The sequence below is a fragment of the Dactylosporangium sp. CA-139114 genome (genome assembly GCF_050955725.1).
GTDB lineage: Bacteria > Actinomycetota > Actinomycetes > Mycobacteriales > Micromonosporaceae > Dactylosporangium.
Genome location: NZ_CP192080.1, coordinates 1,133,996 through 1,157,801, shown reverse-complemented (window position 1 = coordinate 1,157,801; position 23,806 = coordinate 1,133,996). Strand labels below are relative to the sequence as shown.

Below are 23,806 nucleotides of genomic sequence, written 5' to 3'. Positions count from 1 at the left end.
CAGGCGAGGCCGGCGAGGTCACCCGATCACGGCGATCAGGTCGCCCTCCTGCACCACGTCGCCCTCGTTCACGGCGATCTGGCTCACCGTGCCGTCGGACTCGGCCACCACGGGGATCTCCATCTTCATCGACTCCAGGATCACCACGGTGTCGCCCTCGGCCACCTCGGCGCCCACCTGGGTCGTGATCTTCCAGACGTTGGCGACCATCTCGGCACGGATCTCGTCGGACATCCCCGGTCTCCCTCGCGGCTGCATTGTGTGCGCTCGCAGCATATCGGGAGCATCACCCCCGCGCGGCCCTACCGTGGCCGCCGGGGACCCCACTCATCGAGGCGCCGTGGCAGCCACCGAAGCACAAGCCAGCAGGAGAGGAAGCAACGAGGACGAATGCCCGCGCAGAGCTCAAGGAAGCCAAGGCCCACTCAGGCGGTGCGCGGCCGATTCAAACCTAAGCCTACCCGACGCATCCAAATCTAGCGATCAAGCTTCTACGCCGAGGTAGGGGCCGAACACGGAAAGCGATGACGGCTAGTCCGTCCGCAGCTCGCGGGAGTCGGCGTTCACCACGAACTCCGAGAGCTTCGCGCGCAGGCGGGCCTTCAGCTCCGCCGGGGCCAGCTCCGAGCCGCAGCAGCGTGCCACCAGGGCCTTGACCTCCTGCTCGATGCCGAACTCGCGCAGGCAGGGCGAGCACTCGTCCAGGTGCTCGCGGATCACCGTGCGGCGTTCGTCGGCGCACTCGAGGTCGAGGTAGAGGTATACCTCGGCGAGCACGTCACTGCAGTCGGTCTCGTGCGGGTCTCCACAGCTCATCGATCTCAGACCTCGCTCGGCTCAGCGGACGGAGTGCGGGTGAACCCACGGTCGGCAGCATAGGTCTCCAGCTGCCGGCGCAGGTTGCGCCGTCCGCGGTGCAACCGGGACATCACGGTGCCGATCGGCGTGTTCATGATGTCCGCGATCTCCTTGTAGGAGAAGCCCTCGACGTCGGCGAGGTAGACCGCCAGGCGGAACTCCTCGGGCAGCGACTGCAGGGCCTCCTTCACGTCGGAGTCGGGCAGCCGGTCCAGGGCCTCGGTCTCGGCCGAGCGCAGCCCACTGGACGTGTGCGACTCCGCCTCGGCGAGCTGCCAGTCGGTGATCTCCTCGGTGGGCGCCTGGACGGGCTGACGCTGCCGGCGCCGGTAGGAGTTGATGTACGTATTCGTGAGAATCCGATACAGCCAGGCCTTGAGGTTGGTGCCCGTCTCGAACTGGTGGAACGCCGCGTAGGCCTTCAGGAAGGTCTCCTGCACCAGGTCCTCGGCGTCCGACGGGTTGCGCGTCATGCGCAGGGCCGCGGCGTACAGCTGGTCGATGAAGGGCAGCGCGTCATGCTCGAACCGGACCCGCTGCTGCTCCGCGCTCTCGCTGCTCACCACTCGTGCGACCCCCACCCTTGACCGTCCGGTCGAGGATACGCCGAGTTCCTGTGCGAGTTCGGTGTTTGTGGCGCCCGTCAATCGTTCACGGGCGATCGGCTGCCACGACGGGTCCGGCTCCGCGTCGGTCGTCGCGGGCCACGCCGGACTGAACAGCAACTCGCGGATCCGCAGGTCGTCACGCTCGAGTGTTGCCACGCTCTGGTTCCCTCCGCTGACGGCGCCGTCGGCAGCGCCGCTCGGATGGTGTAACACCGGAGCCCGGCCGGCCATTCCGCCTCACCCGCTCCAGCGGCCGGACCACTTTGGGACCGGGCCGACCGCTGGGAGCAGGAAGGGCCTGGGAGTTGTGGCAGCGTGACCGGCGTATGCCGGCCACATCCCGCTCAACGAGGCAGTCCGGTCCCGGTGACGAAGGCCACGGCGGCCTCGGCGACCGCCGCGGGGCGCTTCGACAGCGCGTGGGTCTCGCCGGGCAGGATCCGCACGTGTACTCCGGGCGATTCCCCCGGCACCCCGAAGGCGTCGCGGTCGCCGTTGAGCACGAGCGTCGGCACCCCGGTGAGCAGTTCGTCCGCGCGGGACTTGTCCGGCTTGCCCGGCGGGTGCAGCGGGAACGCCAGCGCCAGGACGCGCGCCGCCCCGGCCTCGCGCGCGGTGCGGCACGCGACCCGGGCGCCGCTGGAGCGCCCGCCCACGACGAGCGCGCCGAACTCGAGGTTGTGGCGCAGCCGGGCGACGACGGCCAGCCACGCGGCGTCGAGCTGAGCGGCGGGCGCGGGCGCACGCCGACCGGCGACCCGGTACGGCTGGGTCACCAGCGCCACGGCGACCCCGAGGCCGAGCACGGCGTCGTGCACGGCCACCAGGTCGGGCGCGTCGACGTCGCCGCCGGCCCCGTGGCCGAGCATGAGCAGCGTTCCGCCGTAGTTCCCGGGCACGTCGAGGCGGTACCGGGCCGGGCCGGACGGGGTCGCGACCGACCGTCCGCCGCCCGGCCGGGGCCGAGCGGCGGACGTGGACGGCTCTACTGCGCGGCGCCCGCCCCGACCGGATCCGGCTGTTCCCGGCTCCGGGCCCGCTGCAACGGCAGGATCGGCAGGCACGCCACCGCGCCCAGCCGTGGGTCGCTCTGGCCGGGAACGCCCGGCCCCTGCCCCTCGCTGCGCCATGCGACGAGCATCGCACGCCGCTCGCGCGGTGTTGTGGCTCCCCAGACACCGTGGCAGTCGCCGACGTCGAGGGCCCACGCGAGGCAGGCTCCCTGAACGTCGCACGTGCGGCACAGGGCCACCGCGGCGTCGGCCGGCTCCGTCGGAGCCGGGAAGAACGTCTCTGGGTCGACCGCCTGACATGCGCCGCGGATGCGCCAGGCTCCGTCGCCCTGCTGCTCCTTGACGGCCCTGAGCAGTCGCGGGTCTCGCTTCGCGGCTGCGACTTCGTGAGGGCGTGGCATCCTCGCCCGGGTCATACACCCACCTCCCCCGTGGGTCAAACGAACGCAAGGCGGGAAAACGTCGGGATGCCCCCATCCGACATAGACCCACCGGCGCTGTGTTGTATCGCAAAAACGGCTGCAAATTCAAGAGTTCATCGGCCGATCCGCAAAAACGGTCGGATTTTTTTCTGGACTTACAGCCTAAAACAGGGTCAGATCGATCGGCTCGACATCGCTCGATCGGAGAGGGGGTGCCGCAACTTTCGCGACCAAGTCAGGACCGTCGTTGCGTACATCGCCGACGCGGGCGCCTACGGGGCGTAGCTCCAGCCGTGCGACGTGCGACGATGGCGTCGGCAACAGGAGGCTTGCATCCGGTTGTGCGCCGAGCCAGTCGGCCCACCGCGCCCTCGGCAGCAGGAACGGCATGCGGTCGTGGATGAGCGCCAGGTCATCGACGGCCGGCGTGGTGATGATGCTGCAGGTGAGGAGTCGGTCGTCGCCTTTGCCCCACACGGACCACAGCCCCGCGAATACGCACGGCTCGGCGTCGCCGAGGGTCATGAAGTAGGGCCGCTTGGATTTCCCGTCGTCACTGCGGACCCACTCGTACCATCCGTCCGCGGGCACCAGGCACCGCCGCCGCGCGAACGACTGCGCGAAGGCGCTGGAGGACTCGACGGTCTCGACCCGCGCGTTGATCATCCGGGCGCCCGCCTTCGGGTCCTTGGCCCAGGACGGCAGCAGACCCCAGCGGGCCGTGGACAGCACCCGGCCGCCCGCCGACTGCGACACCCGCACCACCGGCACCGGGTCGGTGGGGGCGACGTTGTAGTCCGGTTCGAGGCCGCCGGTCTCGTCGGCCGCCTCGAACAGGGCGCTGAGGTCGGCGTTGCTGCGCGAGGTCGCGTACCTGCCACACATGCGTCCACGGTATCGGCGCAGTATGAGAAAAATCCCGCCCGGCAAACCCAGCAGTCGCTACATATCGAAGTTGATTGCACACTGAGCGCGTGGAAACCGACTTACCGTGGCCCGCCCCGACCGCCGCCGGTCCGCTGGACGCCACGCTGCGGTTGCCGGGGTCGAAGTCCATGACGGCCAGGGCGCTGGTCCTCGGCGCCGTCTCGCACGGCGCCACCACCCTGCGGACCCCCCTGCGGGCCCGCGACACCGAGCTGATGGCGGCCGGGCTGCGCGCGATGGGCTGCCACGTGTCGACCGCCGACGACAACCTGTGGCTGCTGCGCTCGCGGCCGCTGGAGGGCCCGGCCCGGGTCGACGTCGGGCTGGCCGGCACGGTGCTGCGTTTCCTGCCCCCGGTCGCGGGCCTGGCCACCGGCGCGGTGTCCTTCGACGGCCAGCCCGCCGCCCGGCGCCGCCCGGTGGCCCCGCTGCTCGGCGCGCTGCGGGCGCTGGGCGCCCGGATCGACACCGACAACGGGCTGCCGTTCACCGTGCACGGCTCGGGCCGGATCGCGGGCGGCCCGGTGACCATCGACGCCTCGGCGTCCAGCCAGCTCGTCTCCGGGCTGCTGCTGTCGGCGGCCGGCTACGACCGGGGCGTGGTCGTGCGCCACGTCGGCGCCCCGGTCCCCAAGCCGCACGTGGCCCTGACCGTGCACATGCTGCGCGCGGCCGGCGCCGGCGTGGACGACACCCGCCCGGACGTGTGGGCGGTCGAGCCCGGGCGGCTCAAGGCACGGGCCTGGGACATCGAGCCGGACCTCGCCACCGCCGCCCCGTTCCTGGCCGCGGCCCTCGTCACCGGCGGGACGGTCACGGTGCGGGGCTGGCCGGCCGCGACGAGCCAGCCGAGCCGGCGGCTGCTGGACGTGCTGCGGCAGATGGGCGGCGAGGCGGCCCTGACGCCGGGCGGGCTGACGGTGCGCGGCTCCGGGACCGTCCACGGTGTCAGCGCCGACCTCACCGGGCTGGCCGACGTGTCCGCGGTGCTGGCCGCCGTCGCCGCGCTCGCCGACTCCCCGTCGCACCTGCGCGGCCAGGAGCCGGCCGACCGGCTGGCCCAGGTGGCCGCGGCGCTGACCGGCCTGGGCGCCGACGTGACGGCCGAGCCGGACGGGCTGCGCATCCGGCCGCGGCCGCTGCGGGGCGGCACGCTGCGCACGAACGGCGACCGGCGGCTCGCGCACGCGGGCGCGGTGCTGGGGCTGGCCGTGCCCGGGCTGTGTCTGGACGACGTGGCATGCACCGCGAAGACGCTGCCGGACTTTCCCCGGCTATGGTCAACGATGGTGGCAGGGCGATGAGGGTCGGGTTCAGCGGGAGGTTCGGCTGAGGCGGAAGCGCGAGTACGACGAGGATGACGTGCGGGTGCGCCCGAGCCGGTCCTCGCGACCGCGCACGCGCCAGCGCCCGAAGCACAGCGACGCCGTCGAGGGGCTCGTCGTGGCCGTCGACCGCGGGCGGTACACCTGCCACATCGCCGACACCGGCGCCACCGTCACCGCCATGCGCGCCCGCGAGCTGGGCCGGCACGGGGTGGTCGTCGGCGACCACGTGCAGATCGTCGGGGACGTGAGCGGCCGCCCCGACACCCTGGCGCGCATCGTGCGCATCGACGAGCGCACCTCCGTGCTCATGCGCACCGCGGACGACGAGGAGGGCGGCACCGAGGGCCGCTTCGAGCGGGTCGTGGTGGCCAACGCCGAGCAGCTGGTGATCGTGAACTCGCTGCAGGACCCGCCGCCGCGGACCGGGTTCATCGACCGGTGCCTGGTCGCGGCCTACGACGCCGAGATCGACCCGCTGCTGTGCCTGACCAAGGGCGATCTCGCGGCGCCGGACGCGGTGCTGGACTACTACGCCGAGCTCGACCTGCCGTACGTCCTGTGCCGCCCCGACCGCCCCCTGGACGACCTCGTGGCCGAGCTGACCGGCCGGGTGTCGGTGCTGATCGGGCACTCCGGCGTCGGCAAGTCCACGCTCGTGAACCGGCTGGTGCCCGGCACCGACCGGGCGGTGGGCTCGGTGAGCGCGGTCGGCAAGGGCCGGCACACCTCGACCAGCGCCGTGGCCCTGCAGCTGCCCGACGATCTCGGCTGGATCGTGGACACGCCGGGCGTGCGCTCGTTCGGCCTCGCCCACGTCTCGGCCGACAGCCTGCTGCACGGCTTCCCCGACCTCGTGGAGGCCTCCACGCGCTGCTCGCCCAACTGCGACCACACCGGCGCCGGCGGCGACTGCGGCCTGGACAAGCTCGTGGCCGAGGGCGGCGCCGACCCGCGCCGGCTCGCCTCGTTCCGCCGGTTGCTGGCCTCGAAGGAGGGCACGCCCTCAGACGACGACGGGGCCGCCTGAGCGCCAGTAGACGTTGTTGTCCCGGGACAGCAGCCCGCCGTCCACGAGGTAGCGCCGCAGCGCCGCGTGGTCGTCGTGCCAGGCGCGCAGGATCGCGTCGACCTCGCGCTCGGGGTAGCGCACCCCGGGCTCGAAGGACGAGGCGATGTGCTCGAGCACGACCATGCGCTTGCCGTGCGCGGCCGGGATCTGCGTCAGCCGCCCGTCGCTGATGAACGTGCGCAGGACGAGGTCGCGCTGCCGGTCCGGGTCGAGCTGCGGCTGCGGGCCGGCGCTCACCGCGGCGGCGCGCACGGCCTCCTTGAACGTCTCCGCCGACGCGGCGAGCTCGCCGCCCTCGACGCCGAGCAGGCCGCCCTGCTGCAGGCGCCGGATCGCGGGCTCGATGACGCGGGCGGGCAGGCCGGTGGCCGACTCGACGGCGCTGGGGGTGCGCGCGCCCAGGACCACGGCCGCGAAGACCTGGAGACGCTCGGACTCGGCGAGCAGGCCGCACAGGGCTGTGGGAGTCACAAACGGCGACAGTACTGCCAGAAGGTGGCGGTCGTCGGCTAAGTTTCCGCGCATGGCTCGCTACGCGGACGATCTGGCCCTCGCTCATCTTCTCGCCGACACCGCGGACGCGATCGCCGTGCCGCGCTTCCGCGCCCAGGATCTGCACGTGTCCGAGAAGCCGGACCTGACGCCGGTGACGGACGCGGACACCGCGGTGGAGAAGGCGCTGCGGGCCACCCTCGGCCGGGCGCGCCCGCGCGACGGGGTGCTCGGCGAGGAGTACGGCGCGACCGAGGCCGCCGCGGGCCCGGGCAGCCGCCAGTGGGTCATCGACCCGATCGACGGCACGAAGAACTTCGTGCGCGGGGTGCCGATCTGGGCGACGCTCATCGCGCTCATGGAGGGCGACCAGCCGGTCGTCGGCCTGGTGTCGGCGCCCGCGCTCGGGCGCCGCTGGTGGGGGGCGCTCGGCCACGGGGCGTATGCGGGGCGCCACACCGCCGCCGCGACGCCGATCCGGGTGTCGTCGGTGTCACGGCTGGCCGACGCCTCGTTCTGCTACTCGTCGCTCGGCGGCTGGGAGGAGGCCGGGCGGCTGGGCGCCATCCTCGACATCAGCCGGCGCACGTGGCGGCAGCGGGCCTACGGGGACTTCTACGGATACATGCTGCTGGCCGAGGGCGCCGTGGACATCATGGTGGAGCCCGAGCTGTCGCTGTGGGACCTGGCCGCCCTGGTGCCGATCGTGACCGAGGCCGGCGGCACCTTCACCGACCTGCAGGGCACACCCGGCCCGGGCGGAGGTAGCGCGGTCGCCACTAACAGCCGGCTGCACGAGGACGTGCTCACCCGTTTGGGCACCACCCGACTGTCCGGTTTGTCCGGCTGAACCCAAAGGTCCGTATGCCCGGCACCCGCACGGGGTCTATCCTGCCCGGGTGGCATCTTGGAGTTGGCTGTTCCTCGGCGCGATGATCGCCGCCTACGGCGTCGCCAACCTGCTGCAGTCCGTGGCCGCCGCGCGCACCGACCTGCATCAGGGCTTCCAGCCGATGCTCCTGCTGCGCCTCGGCCGCCACAAGTCCTACCTGGTCGGCATCGCCTGCCAGTGCGCCGGCTTCGCGCTGGCCTTCTTCGCCCGCCGCGACCTGCCGCTCTTCCTCGTGCAGTCGGCCATGGCCGCGGGCCTGGGCGTGACCACGCTGCTGGGCGTGCTGATCCTCAAGTGGAAGCTGCCGCGCACCGAGGTCGCGCTGCTGCTGGCCCTGACCGTGGGCATCGCCGCGCTCGTGCTCGCGGCCAAGCCGGCCCCGTCCCGCCAGCTCGGCGCCGGGGGCGTGATCGGCCTGGCCGTGGTGCTGGCGCTGCTGGCGGTGCTGGGCTTCTTCGCGAGCCGGCTGCACGGCGCGCCCGGGTCGGTGGTGCTCGGCTCCCTGTCGGGCGTGGCGTTCGGCGCCGCCGCGGTGGCGTCGCGCCCGCTGGCCTCGGCCGACTCGTTCGCCCAGTTCGTGACCGACCCACTGTCCTACCTGCTCATCGCCCACTCGCTCGTCGGCCAGCTGCTGCTGGGCCTGGCCATGCAGCGGGGCTCAACGACGGCCGCCGTGGCCGCGATGGACGCCGCCGGCGCCGTGCCGGCCGCGCTCGTGGGCCTGCTCTTCCTCGGCGACGGCGTGTGGCCGCACCGCGAGTGGCTGGTGGCGGTGGGCTTCGTGGTGACCCTGGCCGGCGTGATCGGCCTGAGCTTCTACGCGGAGCCGCAGCACCACCACCGCACGGCCACGGAGGAGTCGGAGCCTCCGCCGGCGGGCCTGGCGTTCAGCGCAACTCGCCGCTCCGCCGGCCGATAGTCCGGGACCCCGAGACGACGAAATGTCGGGCGCTTCGCTAGCCCGACATTTCGGATTTATACCCTGACGGGCGTCAAGAGCGTAGAAATCTTTGCTCGGGCCCGCGTCACCTGCGGGCCGTCGCTCCCGCCAGGAATCCCGGCCTCCGTGGTGGCAAGAACAGAACAGAGCGTGGTCATTTGAGCACGCTCTGTCCACCGTTCGGGGGACCCATCCGGCAACTCGCCCGACCCAGCCCGCACCCGGGTTCTCGTTCAGACTCCCTCCGCCTGACCGATTCAGGGATTGCACGAAGCCCTGGTCGTGAGCAGGAAGGAGGCGGAACACGTGCTGAAGAACAAGCTCAGCGCCTGGTTCGCGGTCTGGATGGCCTTGCTCACCGTGGCGTTCTACCGCTGGCCCGACATGCACATGATCTGGTGGGGCGCGATCGGCCTGTCCAGCGTGGCCGGGGTCGTCGTGGGCGTCGTGGTGCACCGCCCGAGCCGCCGCTGGCCGTGGTTCCTCCTGGCCGCGGCGCTGGCCTGCTTCGGCTTCGGCGACTTCCTCTACAACCTGCTCACCGACGTGTTCGGCCTCGAGAACCCGTTCCCGTCGTTCTGCGACTTGCTGTACCTGGCGATGTACCCCATCCTCGCCGGCGGCCTGCTCGGCTTCATCCGCTCCCGCACCGGGCGCAACAACCGTGACAGCCTGATCGACGCGGCCACGTTCACCATCGGCCTGGCCCTGCTGTCCTGGATCTTCCTGATCGACCCGTACGTGCGCAGCACCGAGCTCACGCTGATGCAGAAGCTGGTCTCGATCGGCTACCCGCTCGGCGACGTGCTGACCCTGGCCGTGTTCGCCCGTCTGCTCACCGGCGGCGTGCGCCGCACCGGCACGATCAACCTGCTCGGTCTCGGCACCGCCGGCCTGCTCGCGGCCGACGTCGTCTACGGCCTCATCCAGCTCAACGGCTCCTGGCACGTCGGCGGCCCCACCGACCTCGGCTGGGTCGTGTGCTACTCGGCGTGGGCCGCGGCCGCGCTGCACCCGTCGATGCGGGAGCTGACCGAGCCGACCCGCTCGGCCACCGCCGACCTCGGCGGGCGCCGCATCGCGCTGCTCGGCGCCGCCTCGCTGATCGCCCCCGGCGTGCTGCTGGTCGAGGCGAGCCTGGGCACCGTGCGCGACGCCGCCGTCATCGCGGCCGCCTCCGGCGTCATGTTCGCCCTGGTGCTGCTGCGCCTGGCGGGCGTCATGGGCAACCATCGCCAGTCGCTGGCCCGCGAGCGGGAACTGCGCGAGGCGACGTCCACGCTCCTCGCCGCGGCCGACACCCGCGAGGCGCTCTCCGCCGTGCAGACCACGCTCGAGCGGCTGCTGCCGGCCGACACGCCGCACGTGGTGACCCTGGTGCGCGTCGGCGCCGAGGAGGAGCTGCCCGCGCCCGGCCTGGTGCGCGTCTCCGGACTCACCCCGGACGTGCGGTCCCGGCTGCGCGAGTTCAGCTCGGCGCTGCGCCACCCGCTCGGCGTGACCAGCGACGTGCTCTACCTCGCCGCCCCGACCGAGGTCCTGCAGCTGCTGCAGCCGACCTTCGAGGTGCTCGCCTCGCAGGCCGCCATGGCGCTGGAGCGCATCACGCTGACCGCCGAGGTCAACCGGCGCAACAGCGAGGCGTACTTCCGCACCCTGATCCACAACACGTCCGACGTCATCCTGATCGTCGACGACAACGACGTGATCCAGTACGCCAGCCCGGCTGCCGGCACGGTCTTCGGCGACGAGCGCATCGCCGGCTACGAGCTGTGGGAGTTCGTCGCCCGCGACGAGCGCGTGCGCCTCGCCGAGCTGCTCGGCCAGGTCCGCTCCGGCGCGCACGGCCACGACGTCGTGGACGTGCGGGCCGAGCGCGTGGACGGCTCCGACCTGCTGGTCGAGGTCGACTGCCGGGACCTGCGCGAGGACACCACCGTCGGCGGCCTGGTGCTGACCGTGCGGGACGTGACCGAGCGCCGGCGCCTCGAGGAGCAGCTCATCCGCCAGGCGTTCCACGACTCGCTCACGGGCCTGGCCAACCGGGTGCTCTTCGGCGACCGGGTCGAGCAGGCCGTGTTCCGCGGCCGGCGCGACGGGAGCCTGGTCGGCGTCCTCTTCATCGACCTCGACGACTTCAAGATCGTCAACGACACGCTCGGCCACGCCGTCGGCGACGAGCTGCTGCAGGCCGTGGGCAAGCGCATCACGGCCGAGCTGCGCCCGACCGACACCGTCGCCCGCCTCGGCGGCGACGAGTTCGCCGCGCTCATCGAGGCCGACTCCATCGCCGACCTCGAGCTGGCCGCCGAGCGCATCAACCTCGCGCTCGCCGAGCCGTTCGCCGTGGCCGGCGAGTCGGTCAACGGCATCAGCAGCATCGGCCTGTCCACCACGATCGACGCGAACTCGGCCGAGGAGCTCATGCGCCAGGCCGACCTCGCGCTCTACGTGGCCAAGGGCGCCGGCAAGGGGCAGTGGCGGCGGTACCAGTCCGACCTGCACACCGCCGTGCTGGAGCGCCTGGAGCTGCGCGCCGCGCTCGACCAGGCGGTCAAGGAGAGCCAGTTCGTGCTGCAGTACCAGCCGATCGTCGACCTGGAGACCGGCGTGCCGCTGGGCTTCGAGGCGCTCGTGCGCTGGAACCACCCGACCCGGGGCATGATCGCGCCCGGCCACTTCATCGAGGTGGCCGAGGAGAGCGGCCTCATCGTGCCGATGGGGCGGATGGTGCTGCGGCAGGCGCTGAACACCGCCGGCCGCTGGCAGCGCTCGACCGCGCCCGGGGCGCTGCGCTACATCAGCGTCAACGTCTCCGCGCGGCAGTTCCGCACTCCCGGCTTCGTCGAGGAGGTGCGCCAGATGCTGCACACCTCGGGCGTGGAGCCCGGCACGCTGCTGCTGGAGATCACCGAGAGCCTGCTGCTGCGCAACGACGACACCGTCCGCGCCGACCTCGACGCGCTGCGGGCGATGGGCATCCGGCTGGCCATCGACGACTTCGGCACCGGCTACTCGTCGCTGTCGTACCTGCAGCACATGCCGATCGACGTGCTGAAGATCGACAAGTCGTTCATCGACGACATGCTCAGCTCGGCCCAGCAGCGGGCGGTCGTCACGGCGATCGTCCAGCTGGCCCAGACCTTCAACCTCTCGGTCGTGGCCGAGGGCGTCGAGCAGGCCGACCAGCGCGAGGCCCTGCAGCAGATCGGCTGCCCCTACGGCCAGGGCTACCTGTTCGCCCGGCCGCTGTCCGAGCCCGACGCGTTCGCGCTCATCCCGAAAACCGCGCCATTCGCCGCGATGGCGTGACTCGTCCGGCCACCCCGGCGAGCCGCACAGGAACACTCCTCGACCACGGAAGGCAGATCCGCATGACCGTCCACCCGCTGCACAGCACCCAGGGCACTTACGTTCGTCGCGACGGACGCTGGAACGACCTCGAGCGCCTGCGCACGACCAGCCCGATGTACGACGCCGTGATCGAGGAGATCGACGGTCGCCGCATCCGGGTGGGCAGTCACTGGCTGACCGACTGGGCCTCGTGCAACTACCTCGGCTTCGACCTGGAGCCGGAGATCATGGACGCCGTCGACCCGTACATCCGCACCTGGGGCACGCACCCCAGCTGGTCGCGGCTGCTGGGCAACTCCCGGCCGTACATCGACATCGAGGAGCGCCTCACCGAGCTGCTCGGCGCCCCGGACACCCTGCTGCTGCCGACGATCACGCACATCCACATGTCGGTGATCCCGATCCTGGCCGGCGACGGCACCATCTTCCTCGACTCGCAGTCGCACAAGACCATCTACGACGGCTGCATGTACGCCAAGGGCCTCGGCGCCACGGTCCAGCGCTTCCGCGCCGGCGACCCCGAGCACCTGGCCGAGCTGCTGGCCAAGGCGCCGGCCGGCAAGGCGAAGCTGGTGGCGATGGACGGCGTGAACAGCATGACCGGCCTCGCGCCCGACCTGGCCCGCTTCGCCGAGGTCTGCCGCCAGTACGACGCGCTGCTCTACGTCGACGAGGCGCACGGCTTCGGCGTCATCGGCGAGCGGCGGCCCGACGAGACCTCGCCGTACGGCTCGCGGGGCAACGCGATCGTGCAGTACGCGGGCGAGACCTACGACAACATCGTGCTCGTCGGCGGCTTCTCGAAGTCGTACTCCTCGCTCATGGCGTTCCTGGCCCTGCCGACGTGGCTCAAGAACCACCTCAAGGTCGCCGCCCCGCCGTACCTGTACTCGGGCCCGTCCCCGACGGCCTCGCTGGCCACGGTCATGGCCGGGCTGGAGCTCAACGAGAAGCGCGGCGACGAGATCCGCGCCGAGCTGTACCGCAAGACGATGCGCGTGCTCGAGCACGTGCGCGCGCTCGGCGTCTACACCCCGAACTCCGGCACGACGCCGATCATCGAGCTGCCGCTCGCCCCGGGCGAGGACATCGCCCAGGTCGGGCAGTTCCTGTGGGACCGCGAGACCTACGTGACCCTGGCCGCCTACCCGCTCGTCCCGCGCGACCAGGTCGGCTTCCGCGTCCAGGTCACCGCGGCCAACACCGACGCCGAGATCGACCAGCTCAACGGCGTCATCACCGAGCTCGCCCACGCCGGCCGCCTGCTGCGGACGGACGTGAACGCCCTCGGGAACGCGGCTTGAAGCACGTCTTCGAGGCCCGCCACCGCGCCAGGCGGGAGCTTCCGGGGCTGCTGATCCCGCTGCGGGTCCGGGACTTCCGGCTCCTGTGGACGGGCATGAGCAGCTCGCTGATCGGCGACGGGATCCTGCTCGTCGCGATGGCCTGGCAGGTGTACGCGCTGTCGGACGCCCCGGCGGCGATGTCCGTCGTCGGGTTCGCCCTGACCCTGCCCCAGGTCGTCACGCTGCTGTTCGGCGGGGTGGTCAGCGACCGGTTCGACCGGCGGAAGATCATGCTCGCCAGCGACCTGGTGCGGGGCGCGGTGCTGACGGTGCTCGCGGTGCTCAGCCTCACCGGCGTCGTGCAGGTGTGGCACATCGTGGCGCTGGTCGCGGTCTACGGGGCGGCGTCGGGCTTCTTCGGCCCGGCGTTCGACGGGCTCGTGCCCACCCTGGTCGACAAGGAGGAGCTGGTGCAGGCCAACGCGCTGGACCAGTTCGTCCGGCCCGCGGCCCTGCAGATGGCCGGCCCGTCGCTCGGTGGCGTGCTCATCGCCGTCGGCGGCAGCGGTCTGGCCTTCGCGGTGGACGCCGTGACGTTCGCGATCTCGGCGGCCTGCCTGCTGCTGATGCGGACCCGGGCGGCGCAGACCCCCGCGGAGGCGCCCGAGGCCTCGGTGTGGGAGGAGTTCAAGGCCGGCCTGAACTACGTGCGCGGCAACGTGTGGCTCTGGGGCACGTTCGTCGCGGCGACCTTCGCGTACCTGCTCTTCATCGGCCCCACCGAGGTGCTCCTGCCGCTCGTGGTCAAGCACGAGCTGCACGGCACCGCGGGCGACCTGGGCCTGGTCCTGGCCAGCGGCGGCATCGGCGCCATCGCGGCGGCCCTGATCGTCGGGCAGCGCGGCGTGCCGCAGCAGTACATGCGCTTCATCTACGTCACCTGGACGCTGGCGACCCTCGCGGTGGCGGGCTACGGGCTGGCCACGGCGTCGTGGCAGCTCGCCATCTCGTGCGCGCTCGTCAACGGCCTGGAGGCGGCCGGCACGATCGCGTGGGCGACCGCGAAGCAGCGGCTCGTCCCGGAGGAGCTGATGGGCCGCGTGAGCTCGGTCGACTGGTTCATCTCGATCGCACTGGTACCGCTGAGCTACGCCATGGCCGCGCCCGTCGCGACCGCGATCGGCGTGCAGAACACCCTCATCGGCGCGGGCGTGCTCGGCGCCGCGGTGACCCTCGCGTTCCTCTACCTGCCGGGCATGCGCTCGCCGAAGCAGCTGGTGGTCTCGTCATGAGCGACGTGGTGGAGCTGGTGGACCGGCTGGGGCAGGCCTTCCTCGCCCGCGATCTGGAGGCCGCCCTCGCCTGCTTCGTGCCCGACGACGACATCACGTACGTCGGTTCCGAGGCCGGCGAGTGCGCGACCGGCCGCGACGCCGTGCGGGAGCTGCTCGCGGGGCTCTTCGCACGGCCCGCGGCGTACACCTGGCAGGCGACCTCGGCGACGGTGCACACCCTGCCGGGCGGCGCCTTCGTCATCGCCGAGGCCGACGGCGCCGAGCACGGCCCGGACGGGACGGTCGAGCCGTTTCCGTACCGCATCACGGGTCTGCTCTCGCGCCGCAACTCGGGCGCCTGGCTGTGGCGCGCGGTCCAGGGCTCGGAGCCGACGTAGGGAACCGCTCGAAGGCGAAATGTCGGGCGCTCCGCGCCGCGACACGGCGGGTTGGACGCGGGTGACGGCCGGACGGTTCCACGGCCGACTAACAGTGTTAGTTTCATGGGCATGCGAACCGTGTACTTTGCCGCCGCCCGGCGCACACCGATCGGGAGGCTGCGGGGGGCGCTCGGCCACGTGCGGCCCGACGACCTCGCGGCGGGCGTGGTCAGGGAGCTGGTGTCGGGCATCGACCCGGCCCGCGTCGACGAGGTCTACTGGGGCGCGGCCAACCAGGCCGGCGAGGACAACCGGAACGTGGCGCGGATGGCGGTGCTGCTGGCGGGCCTGCCGGACAGCGTGCCCGGCGCGACCGTCAACCGGCTCTGCGCCTCGGGGATGGAGGCGGTCACCGTCGCCGCCCGCACCATCGCCGCGGGCGAGGCCGACGTGGTCGTGGCCGGCGGGTCGGAGTCGATGAGCCGGGCGCCGTTCGTGCTGCCGCGGCCGGACGAGGCGCTGCCGCACGCGATGGCCGTCTCCGACACCCGGCTCGGCTGGCGCCTCGTCAACCCGCGCATGCAGCAGCTGCACGGGCTGCTGAGCATGGGCGAGACCGCGGAGGAGGTGGCGGCGCGCTACGGCATCGGCCGCGAACGCCAGGACGCGTTCGCGCTGCGCAGCCACCAGCGGGCGGCCGGGGCGACCGCGAGCGGGCACTTCGCGGCCGAGCTGCTGCCGGTCGACGGGGTCGGCGCCGACGAGGGCATCCGGGCCGACACGAGCCTGGCGAAGCTGGCCAAGCTCAAGCCGGTCTTCCGCGACGGCGGCACGGTGACCGCCGGCAACTCCTCGCCGCTCAACGACGGCGCGGCCGGGCTGCTGCTGGTCAGCGAGGACGCGCTGCGCGAGTTCGGCCTGGAGCCGCTGGGCCGGTACGTGGCCGGGGCCTCGGCGGGCGTGCACCCCGACGTGATGGGCATCGGGCCGGTGCCGGCGACCCGCAAGGCGCTCGCCCGGGCCGGCTGGTCCGTCGGGGACGTCCAGCAGGCCGAGCTCAACGAGGCCTTCGCCGCGCAGGTGCTCGCGTGCGCCGACCAGCTCGGGCTCGACCCGGAGCTGATCAACCCGGACGGCGGCGCGATCGCGCTCGGGCACCCGCTGGGCTGCTCCGGGGCGCGGATCCTCACGACGCTGCTGCACCGGATGCGGCGCACGGGCGACTCGCGCGGGCTGGCGACGATGTGCGTGGGGGTCGGGCAGGGTTCGGCAGTACTGGTCGAAAGGGACTGAGCATGCGATTCGAGGGCAGGACGGCCGTCGTCACCGGCGGGGCACAGGGCATCGGGGCGGCCACCGCGGCGCTGCTGCGCGAGCAGGGCGCGAACGTGGTGGTGCTCGACCTCAAGGCCGCCGACGGGGTCGTGGCGTGCGACGTGACCGACAAGCAGCAGGTCGACGAGGTGTTCGCGGGCATCGGCCGGATCGACATCCTGGTCAACAACGCCGGCATCACGCGGGACAACCTGCTGTTCAAGATGCCGTTCGACGAGTGGTCGGCGGTGCTCAACACCAATCTGACCAGCATGTTCCTGTGCTGTCAGGCGGCGCAGAAGGTGATGGTGCGCGAGCGGTACGGCCGGATCGTCAACCTCAGCAGCCGCTCGGCCCTGGGCAACCGCGGCCAGGCCAACTACGCCGCGGCGAAGGCGGGCGTGCAGGGGCTCACCGCGACGCTGGCGATCGAGCTGGGGCCGTACGGCATCACCGTGAACGCGGTGGCGCCGGGCTACATCGCGACCCCGATGACCGCGGCCACGGCCGAGCGGGTCGGCAGCACCCCCGAGGAGCACCAGGCGATGGTGGCCGAGCGCACGCCGCTGCGCCGGGTCGGCCGGCCCGAGGAGGTCGCCTCCGTCATCGCGTTCCTGGCCAGCGACGAGGCCTCCTACGTCTCCGGCCAGACCCTCTACGTCAACGGCGGCGCCCGCTAGTCACTTCAGGATGAGGTCGACCTCGGCGACGTCGCCGGCCTGCCGCTCCTTGTGGTCGCCGAGGTCGACCAGCCGCAGCTTGTACGTGCCCGGCTGGTCGATCCTCACCTGGAACGCGAGGTCGGTGCCGATCGCCTTCTGCCCGCCGGACAGGGCCTCGTTCGGCGCCGTGTCCGGGCCGAGCTCGGAGTTGTCCGGCGTGCCCAGGCGGAAGTGCTCCTGCCCGACGTACTCCGAGGACTTCCCGGTGTACTGGATGTCGACCTTGCACATCACCACGCGGTAGCCCTTCTTCGCCTGCCCGTTGTAGTCGAAGAAGCCGCCGCGCAGGTCGCACGTGGTGAACGTGGCGGTCACGTCCCGCACGGTCACCTTCTGGTCCTTGATCAGGTTCACCGGCTCGTACGCCTTGACGTCCCCGCTCGCCAGCGAGATCTTGGGCTGCTCGCGCTCGGCCTCGCCGAAGATGAGCTCGCCCGTGGCGATGCTGACCTTCAGCGGGTCGTAGATGCCGAAGTCCAGGGTGTAGTTGCTCTTCTGGCCGCCCGCGACCGTGGTGCTCTCCTGGAACTGGCCCGTGTACTGCTGCCCGCCGACGTTGAAGATCGTGGGCAGGTAGGGCCGCTCGTTGTCCGGGCCGAGGTTCTCGATCACGAGCTCGGCCGAGAGCTTCGGCGTGCTGCCGGTCCTGGCGTCGTACGTCACCTTGTTCACGGTGACCTTGAACTGCGCGTACCAGATCGTCTTGTTCACGTCGACGGTCTGCGTGGCCGCGCCCGGCTTCGCGTTGGCGGTCGGGGCCGCCCCGCCGCCGTCCGACCCGGTGCCGCCGGTGCCGCGCCCGCCGTTGCCGGCGGTGGCGGTGCGGTTCGTGTCCGGCTTGTCGTCGCTCACCGCGTTCCAGGCGACCGCGCCGCCGACGCCGAGCAGCAGCACGGCGCCGACCACGATGAGCACGAGCAGGCCGGTCTTGCTCCCGCCGCCCGGGCGCGGCGGCGCGACGGGCTGGAACGGCGGCGCGACCGGGGGCGGCGCCCCGAACACCGCGGTGGGGTTGGGCGGCGCGCTCGTGGGCGGGGACGTCGGCGTGGCGGAGGACTGGAACGCCGCCGGGGACACCGGGTTCGGCGGCCCGGACATGGGCGCGGTGGGCAGCCCCGAGACCGGGACGGGTATCGGGCCGGAGATCGGAGCCGGGCCCGAGATCGGGGCGTTCGGCGGGGCCATCATCGGCGGGCGCGGACCGGCAAGCGGCGGCGGGCCCTGCGGGAAGGGCGCGGGCCGCGAGGGCATCGCGGCCAGCACGCTGCCGAGGGCGACGACGAGCTCGGGCTGCTCGATGATCGTCGGGGCGACCCCGAGCCGCTGGTGCAGCAGCGTGGAGACCATCGGGATGCGGCTGGAGCCGCCGACCAGGAACAGCCCGCCGATCTGGTCGGTGCGCACCCCGGCCCGCTGCAGGGTGCTCGCCGTCAGGTCGACGGTGCGCTGCAGGTAGGAGCGGGACAGCTGCTCGAACTCGGAGCGGGTGACGTGGATGTCGGTCTCGAACAGCGGCAGGTGCACGCTCGCCGTCGAGGCGCGGGAGAGCTGCTCCTTGGCCGCGCGCACGTCCTCGCGCAGCAGGTGGTGCCGGCGGCGGGCGGCGTCGTCGGCGGGCTCGACCAGCTGGCGCCAGCGGTCCGGGTCGGTGGCGGCGAGCGACTGGCCCAGGTGTCCGATGATCGCCGCGTCGAGGTCGACCCCGCCGACGTCGGGCAGGCCGTCGCTGGCCAGCACGTCCCAGCCGCCGTCGGGCCGGCGCCGCAGGATCGTGGTGTCGAAGGTGCCGCCGCCGAAGTCGTACACCACCAGGACCCCGCCGGGCATGATGGTGCGCCCGAGGATGCTGGTGAAGTAGGCGGCGGCCGCGATCGGCTCCGGCACGAGGATCGGCGAGGGCATGCCGGCCCGGGCCGCGGCGTCGGCGAGCACCGAGCGGCGGTGGGTGGCCCAGTTCGCCGGGTAGGTCAGCACGGTGCGCACCGGCATGACCCCCAGCACCCGGGACGCCTCGTCCGCGGTGCGCCGCAGCAGCGCGGCGAGCAGGTCGGACACGGCATACTCGCGCTGGCCCAGCAGCACCGTGCCGTCGTCGACCCGGCGCTTCGGGTTGGGTTCGAAGCGGGAGGGATCGAGCCGGGCACTGCGCTCGGCATCCCGGCCGACGAGCAGGTGCCCGTCGACCTCGGCGTACACCGACGACGGCAGCAGGAAGCTGGCGTCGAACAGCAGCGGCTGGCTGCGACCGTCGGCGGCGGTCAGCGCCGCGACCGTGTGCGTGGTGCCCAGGTCGATGCCCAGCTGCGACTCGATATGCCTCGTCACGCCGCCACGGTAACGCCTTGCATCAACGCCGTCCGTTGGCGGACGGCTTCGACTCCTCCTCCGTGTGCACGAGGGGCGTGTCGACCAGGTGCTCGGCGAGGAACCAGGCCTGCAGCTCGTTGCGGCGGATGACGTCGGAGACCAGCAGGTCGTTGGTGCCGTCGTCGCCCTGCTCCATGACCCGCCCCGCGGCGTCGTGGGACTCCTGCAGGATCATCTCGTGCGCCTCGAGCATGCGCGAGAGCATCGCCGGGACCTCCTCGGCACCATCCGGCGGCCGCGGTACCCGGGTCAGCTCGGCCACGTGCCGGGGGTCCCCGACGGCGATGCCGCCCAGCGTCTGGATCCGCTCGGCGATGCTGTCGACGAGCTCGAGCTGCTCCTCGGCGTGCTTGTCGAGCAGCAGGTGCAGCTGGTAGAAGGTCGGGCCCCGCATGAGCCAATGGTGCTTCTTGTAGAGCGCGTAGAGGATCTGGGTGTCGGCGAGGACCTGGTTGAGCCGCTCGCAGGAGTACAGGCGAGCGTCGTGGGACAGCGCGACCGGGAACTGGCGCAGCTGGCCGAACCGCTGGATCTCGTGGCCCTGCTGGTGCAGCCAGGGCTGGCTGCCGCTTTTCTTCTTGGTGGCTGGCTTGGTGGCTGGCATGGACCGACCTGTGCCCGGCCGGCGCCGTTCGACCCTCACCCGGGGCGGTGACTCGGCCGGTGCGGCCGGCGGATGGCGCACAGCGTGGTCCGCCGGTGCGCGCGACCGCCGAACCGGGAGGGATGATGAGGGTGACGCGGTACGCTCTCCCGCCTGCCCCCATAGGGTGAACGGGATAGGTAAGCTGCGATCCCGAACGACGAGTTGAGCGGCTAGAGCTACGGGGGGTGCCGGCCGGATGACACAAGCGCCCGTGTCCGCGCGGGGCAGCGCGACCGCGCCGCCCGCCGGACGACCCGACGCCGTGGACCGGCCGCAGCTGCGGCGCCGGCCCGGATACGTCGGCGGGGTCCACATCGGGCGCCTGGTGCTGGTCGAGGCCGTCGTGCTGGGCATCGCGGCCCTGCTGCCGCGCGGGCCGGTCGTCGCCGGGATCGCCGGAGCCGTCGGCCTGGCCGTCATCGTGGTGGCCCTCCTGCGCAGCCACGGCCGCTGGTGGCTGGAGCGGCGCGCGATGACCCGCGAGCACAACCGCCGCCGCTTCGCCGCGCCCGACCCCGCCCACGAGCCCGACCGCCGCCTGGTCATGCTGCGCACCCTCGCGCCCGGGATGCTGGTCCGGGAGGTGCCCGGCGCCACCGCCGACGGCCCGAAGATCGGCATCGGGTGCGACGCCGCCGGGTGGTACGCCGCGGCCGTCCTGGGCACCGAGACGTCCATGCGGGGCGATGCCGAGCCGGGTGTACCGCTGGATCTCCTCGCCCGCGTGCTGGACGAGGCCGAGCACCCCGGCGCGGTCGTGCAGGTCACCACCGTGAGCGTCCCGGCGCCGTGGCAGCGGGTGGACAACACCCAGTTCGCCGCGCGCTCCTACCGTGAGCTGCAGCAGCTGCAGCCCGGCCCCGCCCTGCCCGCCGAGCGCACCACGTGGGTCGCGGTCCGGCTCGAGGCCCGCGCCCGCGCCGAGGTCGGCATGGCCGGCAGCTACGACGCCGAGCACGCGCCCGCGCTCGTCGGCTCGCTGATCCGCAAGGTCGGCCGCCTGCTGCGCGACGCCGGTCTCGAGCACCACATCCTCACCGGCGACGAGCTCACCGACGCCGTCGCCCGGGCCTGCGAGCTCGACCCGGCCGCGCCCGGCGAGTCGTGGCGGCCGCAGGAGGACTGGACGCTCTGGCGCTGCGGCGAGCTGGCGCACAACGTCTTCTGGCTCAAGACCTGGCCGCGGCTGGACGACACCTCAGCGCTGCTGGAGCACCTGATCTCGCTGCCGTCCTCGTCGTCGGCGACCTCGCTGGCGCTGACCCGCGACGGCGGAGGGCTGGCGCTGCGCTGCCTGGTGCGCGTCTCGGCCCCGCCCGCGGCGCTGGAGGCCTCGGCCCGCGCGGTGACGGAGGCGGCGGCCGCGGCGCACGCCGAGCTCGTGCGGCTCGACGGGGAGCACGGGCCGGGGATGTACGCGTGCGCCCCGACCGGGGGCGGTGCGAAGTGAGCCATCCGCAGCAGCCGCCGGAGCCCTACGAGGAGCAGCACGGGCGGCGCAGCGCGCCGCCGCCGGAGCAGATCGGGCTGCGCCGGGGCGGGGTCGGCCGCGCTCAGGTGCCGCCGGCGAGTCGGGACGCGCAGTACTCCCCGGAGCAGGCCGCGGCCTACGCGGCTCAGGTCCAGGCTGCTCAGGCCGCTCAAGCCCAGGCCGCTCAAGCCCAGGCCGCTCAGGCTCAGGCCGCTCAGGCTCAGGCCGCCGCCCAGGCGCAGGCCGCCTACGCCGCGCAGCAGGCGCAATACGCCCAGGCTCAGGCCGCCGCCCAGGCTCAAGCTCAGGCCGCTGCCCAGGCTCAGTACGCCCAGCAGGCCCAGTACGCCGCCCAGGCGCGGGCCGCCGTGCCGCAGCAGGCCCAGCCGGTCCGCGAGCACGTGACGACCGAGGTGCGCCCGGCCGCCGCGCCGCCGCAGTTCGACCTCGAGAGCTCCCTGTCGCGCACCGCCGCGCCCAGCCTGCCGTGGCAGCAGGCCCAGGCCGCGGCCGGGACGCTCGGAGCCGCCCAGCACGCCGCGCCGGCCCAGGCCCGCCCCGAGGATCTCGCGGTCCGCCGGCCGGGCCCGACCGGGCCACCGACGAGCACCCCGGCCCCGGCGCGGCGCACGGGCAAGCCGCTCGGGCCGAGCCTGCCCCGGCTGCACGTGGGCTGGCACGACGTGAGCGCGGCGGCGCTGCAGCAGATGCGGGGCGGCACGGGCGCGACGGGCCTGATGCTCGGCGTGGACTACCAGCGCCAGCCGGTGCCGATCCGGCTGTTCCGCCCGGAGCCGACCCGCGTGACCCTGGTCGGCGGGCTCTGGGCGCAGCGGCTCCTGGTGTTCCGGACCCTCGCCCTGGGCGCCCGCGTGATCGTGATGACCGGCGACCCGCGCCCGTGGCAGGGGCTCGGCGAGTGGGCGACCGGGATGAGCGACCGGCTGCTGCTGTGGAACGACCCGCGCCCGCCCACCGCCCCGGCGAGCGCCCGGCAGCCGCTGCTCATCGTGACCGACGTGAGCCAGGTCGGCTTCGGCGCGCGCCCGGAGCTCGGTGCGTGGCAGACGCAGGTGACGGTGGTACGCAAGCTCGGCGCCGAGCACGCGCACACGCTGCAGGGCTGCAACCTCGTCATGCTGCAGAAGCTCAGCCGCCAGGAGGCCGCGGTGGCGGGCCAGGCGCTGAACCTCACCGAGAGCGGGGCCGGCCTGCTGCAGGAGATGACCCCGGAGATGCTCGCGCTCATGGGCAGCGGGGCCAACCGATATGTCTGGCTCTCCCCGACCGGGGTCGAGCAGCAGTACCACGGGCCGCCGCAGCGCTGATCACTCGTCGCGCGCGGTGTGCTTCTCGTGCAGGGCCGCCATGAACAGCTTGTACATCTCCGCGAGGGCGTCGGGCGGCAGCTCCACCCCGTTGGTGCCGCCCGGGTTGAGCCGCAGCCCCGGTCGTCCCTGCGACCCGTCGCCCGCCCCGCCTGCCGGTGCGGTTCGGGACCAGCTCCCGGCCCCGCTCCGGGACCCGCCCTGCGACCAGCTCCCGGCCCCGCTCCGGGACCCGCCCTGCGACCAGCTTCCGGCTCCGCTCTGGGGGCCGCTCGCCGAGTCGCTCTCGGGCCAGGCGACCACGATGTCGATGAACGGTACCGAGACCCATTCGCGGTCGCCGACCTCGGCCTGCATGTGCGCGACCGACGTGAAGGCGAAGATGATCTCGCGGCCGTCGACCAGCTCGGCGCGCCACCATGGGAACTCGGGGTCGGTCACGTCGCGGGAGATGCTCGGCACGATCCGGTCGGTGCGCACGACCGTCCAGTAGGCCGCCTCGGGATCGTCGGGGTCGGGCCGCGGGCTCGCCGCGGCCAGTTCCTCCTCCGTCGGCAGCGGCAGCACCAGGTGGGCCTCGAGGAGAGCGGCCATGTACGCCTCCCGGTCCTCGGCCAGCACCGCCCGGCGCAGCGCGTCGTCCAGCGGCCACCACTCGGGCTCCCACGGCGGCAGGGTCCGCACCGCGTCCGGCGACAGGTACGCCTGCACCGGCAGCCCGGGATCCACGGCGATGCCCCAGCCGCGCTCCTGGATGGCGTGCACGACCTCGAAGAGCGGGGCGCGGCGCACGGCCTGGACCTCGGGCGGCAGGGCCGGGCCGGACGTCCAGGCCAGCACGTAGGTCGTGCCGTCGGCCGGGGACGTCGCCAGGGTCACCGGCTCGCGCCCGGCGGCCGCGGCCGGGGTGATCGGCAGGTAGAGCGCCTCGTCGGACAGCGCCTTCAGGTAGGCGATCTGGTCCTGCGCCGCGACCGCCGCCGCCATGGCCTCCTCGGCCTCGGTCGACGGCCGCCACTGCCCGCCACCGACCAACAACCGCGGGTCACCGGCACCGTGCGAAGGCCACGAGTCACCGGCACCGTGCGAGGGTCTTGGGTCGCCGGCACCGTGCG

The 23,806-nt window shown here is 73.0% G+C and carries 22 protein-coding genes; 12 read left to right on the top strand and 10 right to left on the bottom strand.

Annotated features, from left to right (window positions below):
* Window positions 1-18: 18 nt before the first annotated feature.
* The 6 genes from ACQP2P_RS05235 to ACQP2P_RS05210 all read right to left on the bottom strand — a co-directional run bounded on the left by ACQP2P_RS05235 (window position 19) and on the right by ACQP2P_RS05210 (window position 3,786).
* Complete coding sequence (locus ACQP2P_RS05235) at window positions 19-234, bottom strand: biotin/lipoyl-binding carrier protein (RefSeq protein WP_433613792.1); 216 nt, start codon at window positions 232-234, stop codon at window positions 19-21.
* Window positions 235-531: 297 nt separating this feature from the next.
* On the bottom strand, window positions 532-816 hold the full coding sequence (rsrA, locus tag ACQP2P_RS05230) for a mycothiol system anti-sigma-R factor (protein WP_433083664.1): 285 nt from the start codon (window positions 814-816) through the stop codon (window positions 532-534).
* 5 nt (window positions 817-821) lie between these two features.
* The gene (locus ACQP2P_RS05225; protein WP_433083662.1) at window positions 822-1,439 is read right to left on the bottom strand and encodes a sigma-70 family RNA polymerase sigma factor; all 618 of its coding nucleotides are present in this window, start codon (window positions 1,437-1,439) and stop codon (window positions 822-824) included.
* 371 nt (window positions 1,440-1,810) lie between these two features.
* Window positions 1,811-2,365 (bottom strand): alpha/beta hydrolase family protein, encoded by a 555-nt coding sequence (locus ACQP2P_RS05220; RefSeq protein ID WP_433613789.1) that lies wholly within the window; start codon window positions 2,363-2,365, stop codon window positions 1,811-1,813.
* 86 nt (window positions 2,366-2,451) lie between these two features.
* Complete coding sequence (locus ACQP2P_RS05215) at window positions 2,452-2,895, bottom strand: WhiB family transcriptional regulator (RefSeq protein ID WP_433613787.1); 444 nt, start codon at window positions 2,893-2,895, stop codon at window positions 2,452-2,454.
* A gap of 168 nt (window positions 2,896-3,063) precedes the next feature.
* The gene (locus ACQP2P_RS05210; RefSeq protein ID WP_433613784.1) at window positions 3,064-3,786 is read right to left on the bottom strand and encodes an SOS response-associated peptidase; all 723 of its coding nucleotides are present in this window, start codon (window positions 3,784-3,786) and stop codon (window positions 3,064-3,066) included.
* Between the two features lie 89 nt (window positions 3,787-3,875).
* Between ACQP2P_RS05210 and aroA the strand changes: the two genes are divergently transcribed.
* Window positions 3,876-5,132, top strand: a complete 1,257-nt coding sequence (gene aroA, locus ACQP2P_RS05205) for a 3-phosphoshikimate 1-carboxyvinyltransferase (protein ID WP_433613782.1) — start codon at window positions 3,876-3,878, stop codon at window positions 5,130-5,132.
* Between the two features lie 64 nt (window positions 5,133-5,196).
* On the top strand, window positions 5,197-6,183 hold the full coding sequence (gene rsgA, locus ACQP2P_RS05200) for a ribosome small subunit-dependent GTPase A (RefSeq protein WP_433618991.1): 987 nt from the start codon (window positions 5,197-5,199) through the stop codon (window positions 6,181-6,183).
* On the opposite strand, the gene ACQP2P_RS05195 is transcribed toward rsgA, so the two are convergent.
* Window positions 6,160-6,696: a DUF2087 domain-containing protein gene (locus tag ACQP2P_RS05195; RefSeq protein ID WP_433083653.1), complete on the bottom strand. Its 537-nt coding sequence runs from the start codon at window positions 6,694-6,696 to the stop codon at window positions 6,160-6,162. The genes rsgA and ACQP2P_RS05195 overlap by 24 nt on opposite strands.
* 52 nt (window positions 6,697-6,748) lie before the next feature.
* On the opposite strand from ACQP2P_RS05195, the gene hisN reads away from it, so the two are divergent.
* From hisN to fabG, 8 genes are all read left to right on the top strand, one after another.
* Complete coding sequence (hisN, locus tag ACQP2P_RS05190; protein ID WP_433613780.1) at window positions 6,749-7,567, top strand: histidinol-phosphatase; 819 nt, start codon at window positions 6,749-6,751, stop codon at window positions 7,565-7,567.
* An 82-nt stretch (window positions 7,568-7,649) separates the two neighbouring features.
* Entirely contained in the window at window positions 7,650-8,528 is an 879-nt protein-coding gene (locus ACQP2P_RS05185) for a hypothetical protein (protein ID WP_433618990.1), read from the top strand.
* Between the two features lie 303 nt (window positions 8,529-8,831).
* Window positions 8,832-11,861, top strand: coding sequence for a putative bifunctional diguanylate cyclase/phosphodiesterase (locus ACQP2P_RS05180; protein ID WP_433613778.1), 3,030 nt, complete (start codon window positions 8,832-8,834; stop codon window positions 11,859-11,861).
* A 62-nt stretch (window positions 11,862-11,923) separates the two neighbouring features.
* Window positions 11,924-13,207 carry an aminotransferase class I/II-fold pyridoxal phosphate-dependent enzyme gene (locus ACQP2P_RS05175; RefSeq protein ID WP_433613776.1) on the top strand — a complete coding sequence of 428 codons (1,284 nt, stop codon included), beginning with the start codon at window positions 11,924-11,926 and terminating at the stop codon, window positions 13,205-13,207.
* Window positions 13,204-14,481: an MFS transporter gene (locus ACQP2P_RS05170; protein ID WP_433613774.1), complete on the top strand. Its 1,278-nt coding sequence runs from the start codon at window positions 13,204-13,206 to the stop codon at window positions 14,479-14,481. Before ACQP2P_RS05175 ends, ACQP2P_RS05170 begins: the two co-directional genes overlap by 4 nt.
* Window positions 14,478-14,861: a YybH family protein gene (locus ACQP2P_RS05165; protein WP_433613772.1), complete on the top strand. Its 384-nt coding sequence runs from the start codon at window positions 14,478-14,480 to the stop codon at window positions 14,859-14,861. The genes ACQP2P_RS05170 and ACQP2P_RS05165 overlap by 4 nt, the downstream gene beginning before the upstream one ends.
* Before the next feature lie 111 nt (window positions 14,862-14,972).
* Window positions 14,973-16,136, top strand: coding sequence for a thiolase family protein (locus ACQP2P_RS05160; RefSeq protein ID WP_433613770.1), 1,164 nt, complete (start codon window positions 14,973-14,975; stop codon window positions 16,134-16,136).
* A 2-nt stretch (window positions 16,137-16,138) separates the two neighbouring features.
* Window positions 16,139-16,837: a 3-oxoacyl-ACP reductase FabG gene (gene fabG / locus ACQP2P_RS05155; RefSeq protein WP_433613768.1), complete on the top strand. Its 699-nt coding sequence runs from the start codon at window positions 16,139-16,141 to the stop codon at window positions 16,835-16,837.
* Here the strand turns inward: fabG and ACQP2P_RS05150 are convergent, their stop codons facing one another.
* Together ACQP2P_RS05150 and ACQP2P_RS05145 are read right to left on the bottom strand one after the other, a co-directional pair.
* Window positions 16,838-19,204: an Hsp70 family protein gene (locus tag ACQP2P_RS05150; protein ID WP_433613766.1), complete on the bottom strand. Its 2,367-nt coding sequence runs from the start codon at window positions 19,202-19,204 to the stop codon at window positions 16,838-16,840.
* A 22-nt stretch (window positions 19,205-19,226) separates the two neighbouring features.
* Window positions 19,227-19,850 carry a Dps family protein gene (locus ACQP2P_RS05145; protein ID WP_433613764.1) on the bottom strand — a complete coding sequence of 208 codons (624 nt, stop codon included), beginning with the start codon at window positions 19,848-19,850 and terminating at the stop codon, window positions 19,227-19,229.
* 238 nt (window positions 19,851-20,088) lie between these two features.
* On the opposite strand from ACQP2P_RS05145, the gene ACQP2P_RS05140 reads away from it, so the two are divergent.
* Window positions 20,089-21,342: a type VII secretion protein EccE gene (locus ACQP2P_RS05140; protein WP_433613762.1), complete on the top strand. Its 1,254-nt coding sequence runs from the start codon at window positions 20,089-20,091 to the stop codon at window positions 21,340-21,342.
* Window positions 21,339-22,691: a hypothetical protein gene (locus ACQP2P_RS05135; RefSeq protein ID WP_433613760.1), complete on the top strand. Its 1,353-nt coding sequence runs from the start codon at window positions 21,339-21,341 to the stop codon at window positions 22,689-22,691. The genes ACQP2P_RS05140 and ACQP2P_RS05135 overlap by 4 nt, the downstream gene beginning before the upstream one ends.
* Here the strand turns inward: ACQP2P_RS05135 and ACQP2P_RS05130 are convergent, their stop codons facing one another.
* Complete coding sequence (locus tag ACQP2P_RS05130) at window positions 22,692-23,729, bottom strand: SseB family protein (RefSeq protein ID WP_433613758.1); 1,038 nt, start codon at window positions 23,727-23,729, stop codon at window positions 22,692-22,694.
* Window positions 23,730-23,806: the final 77 nt, after the last annotated feature.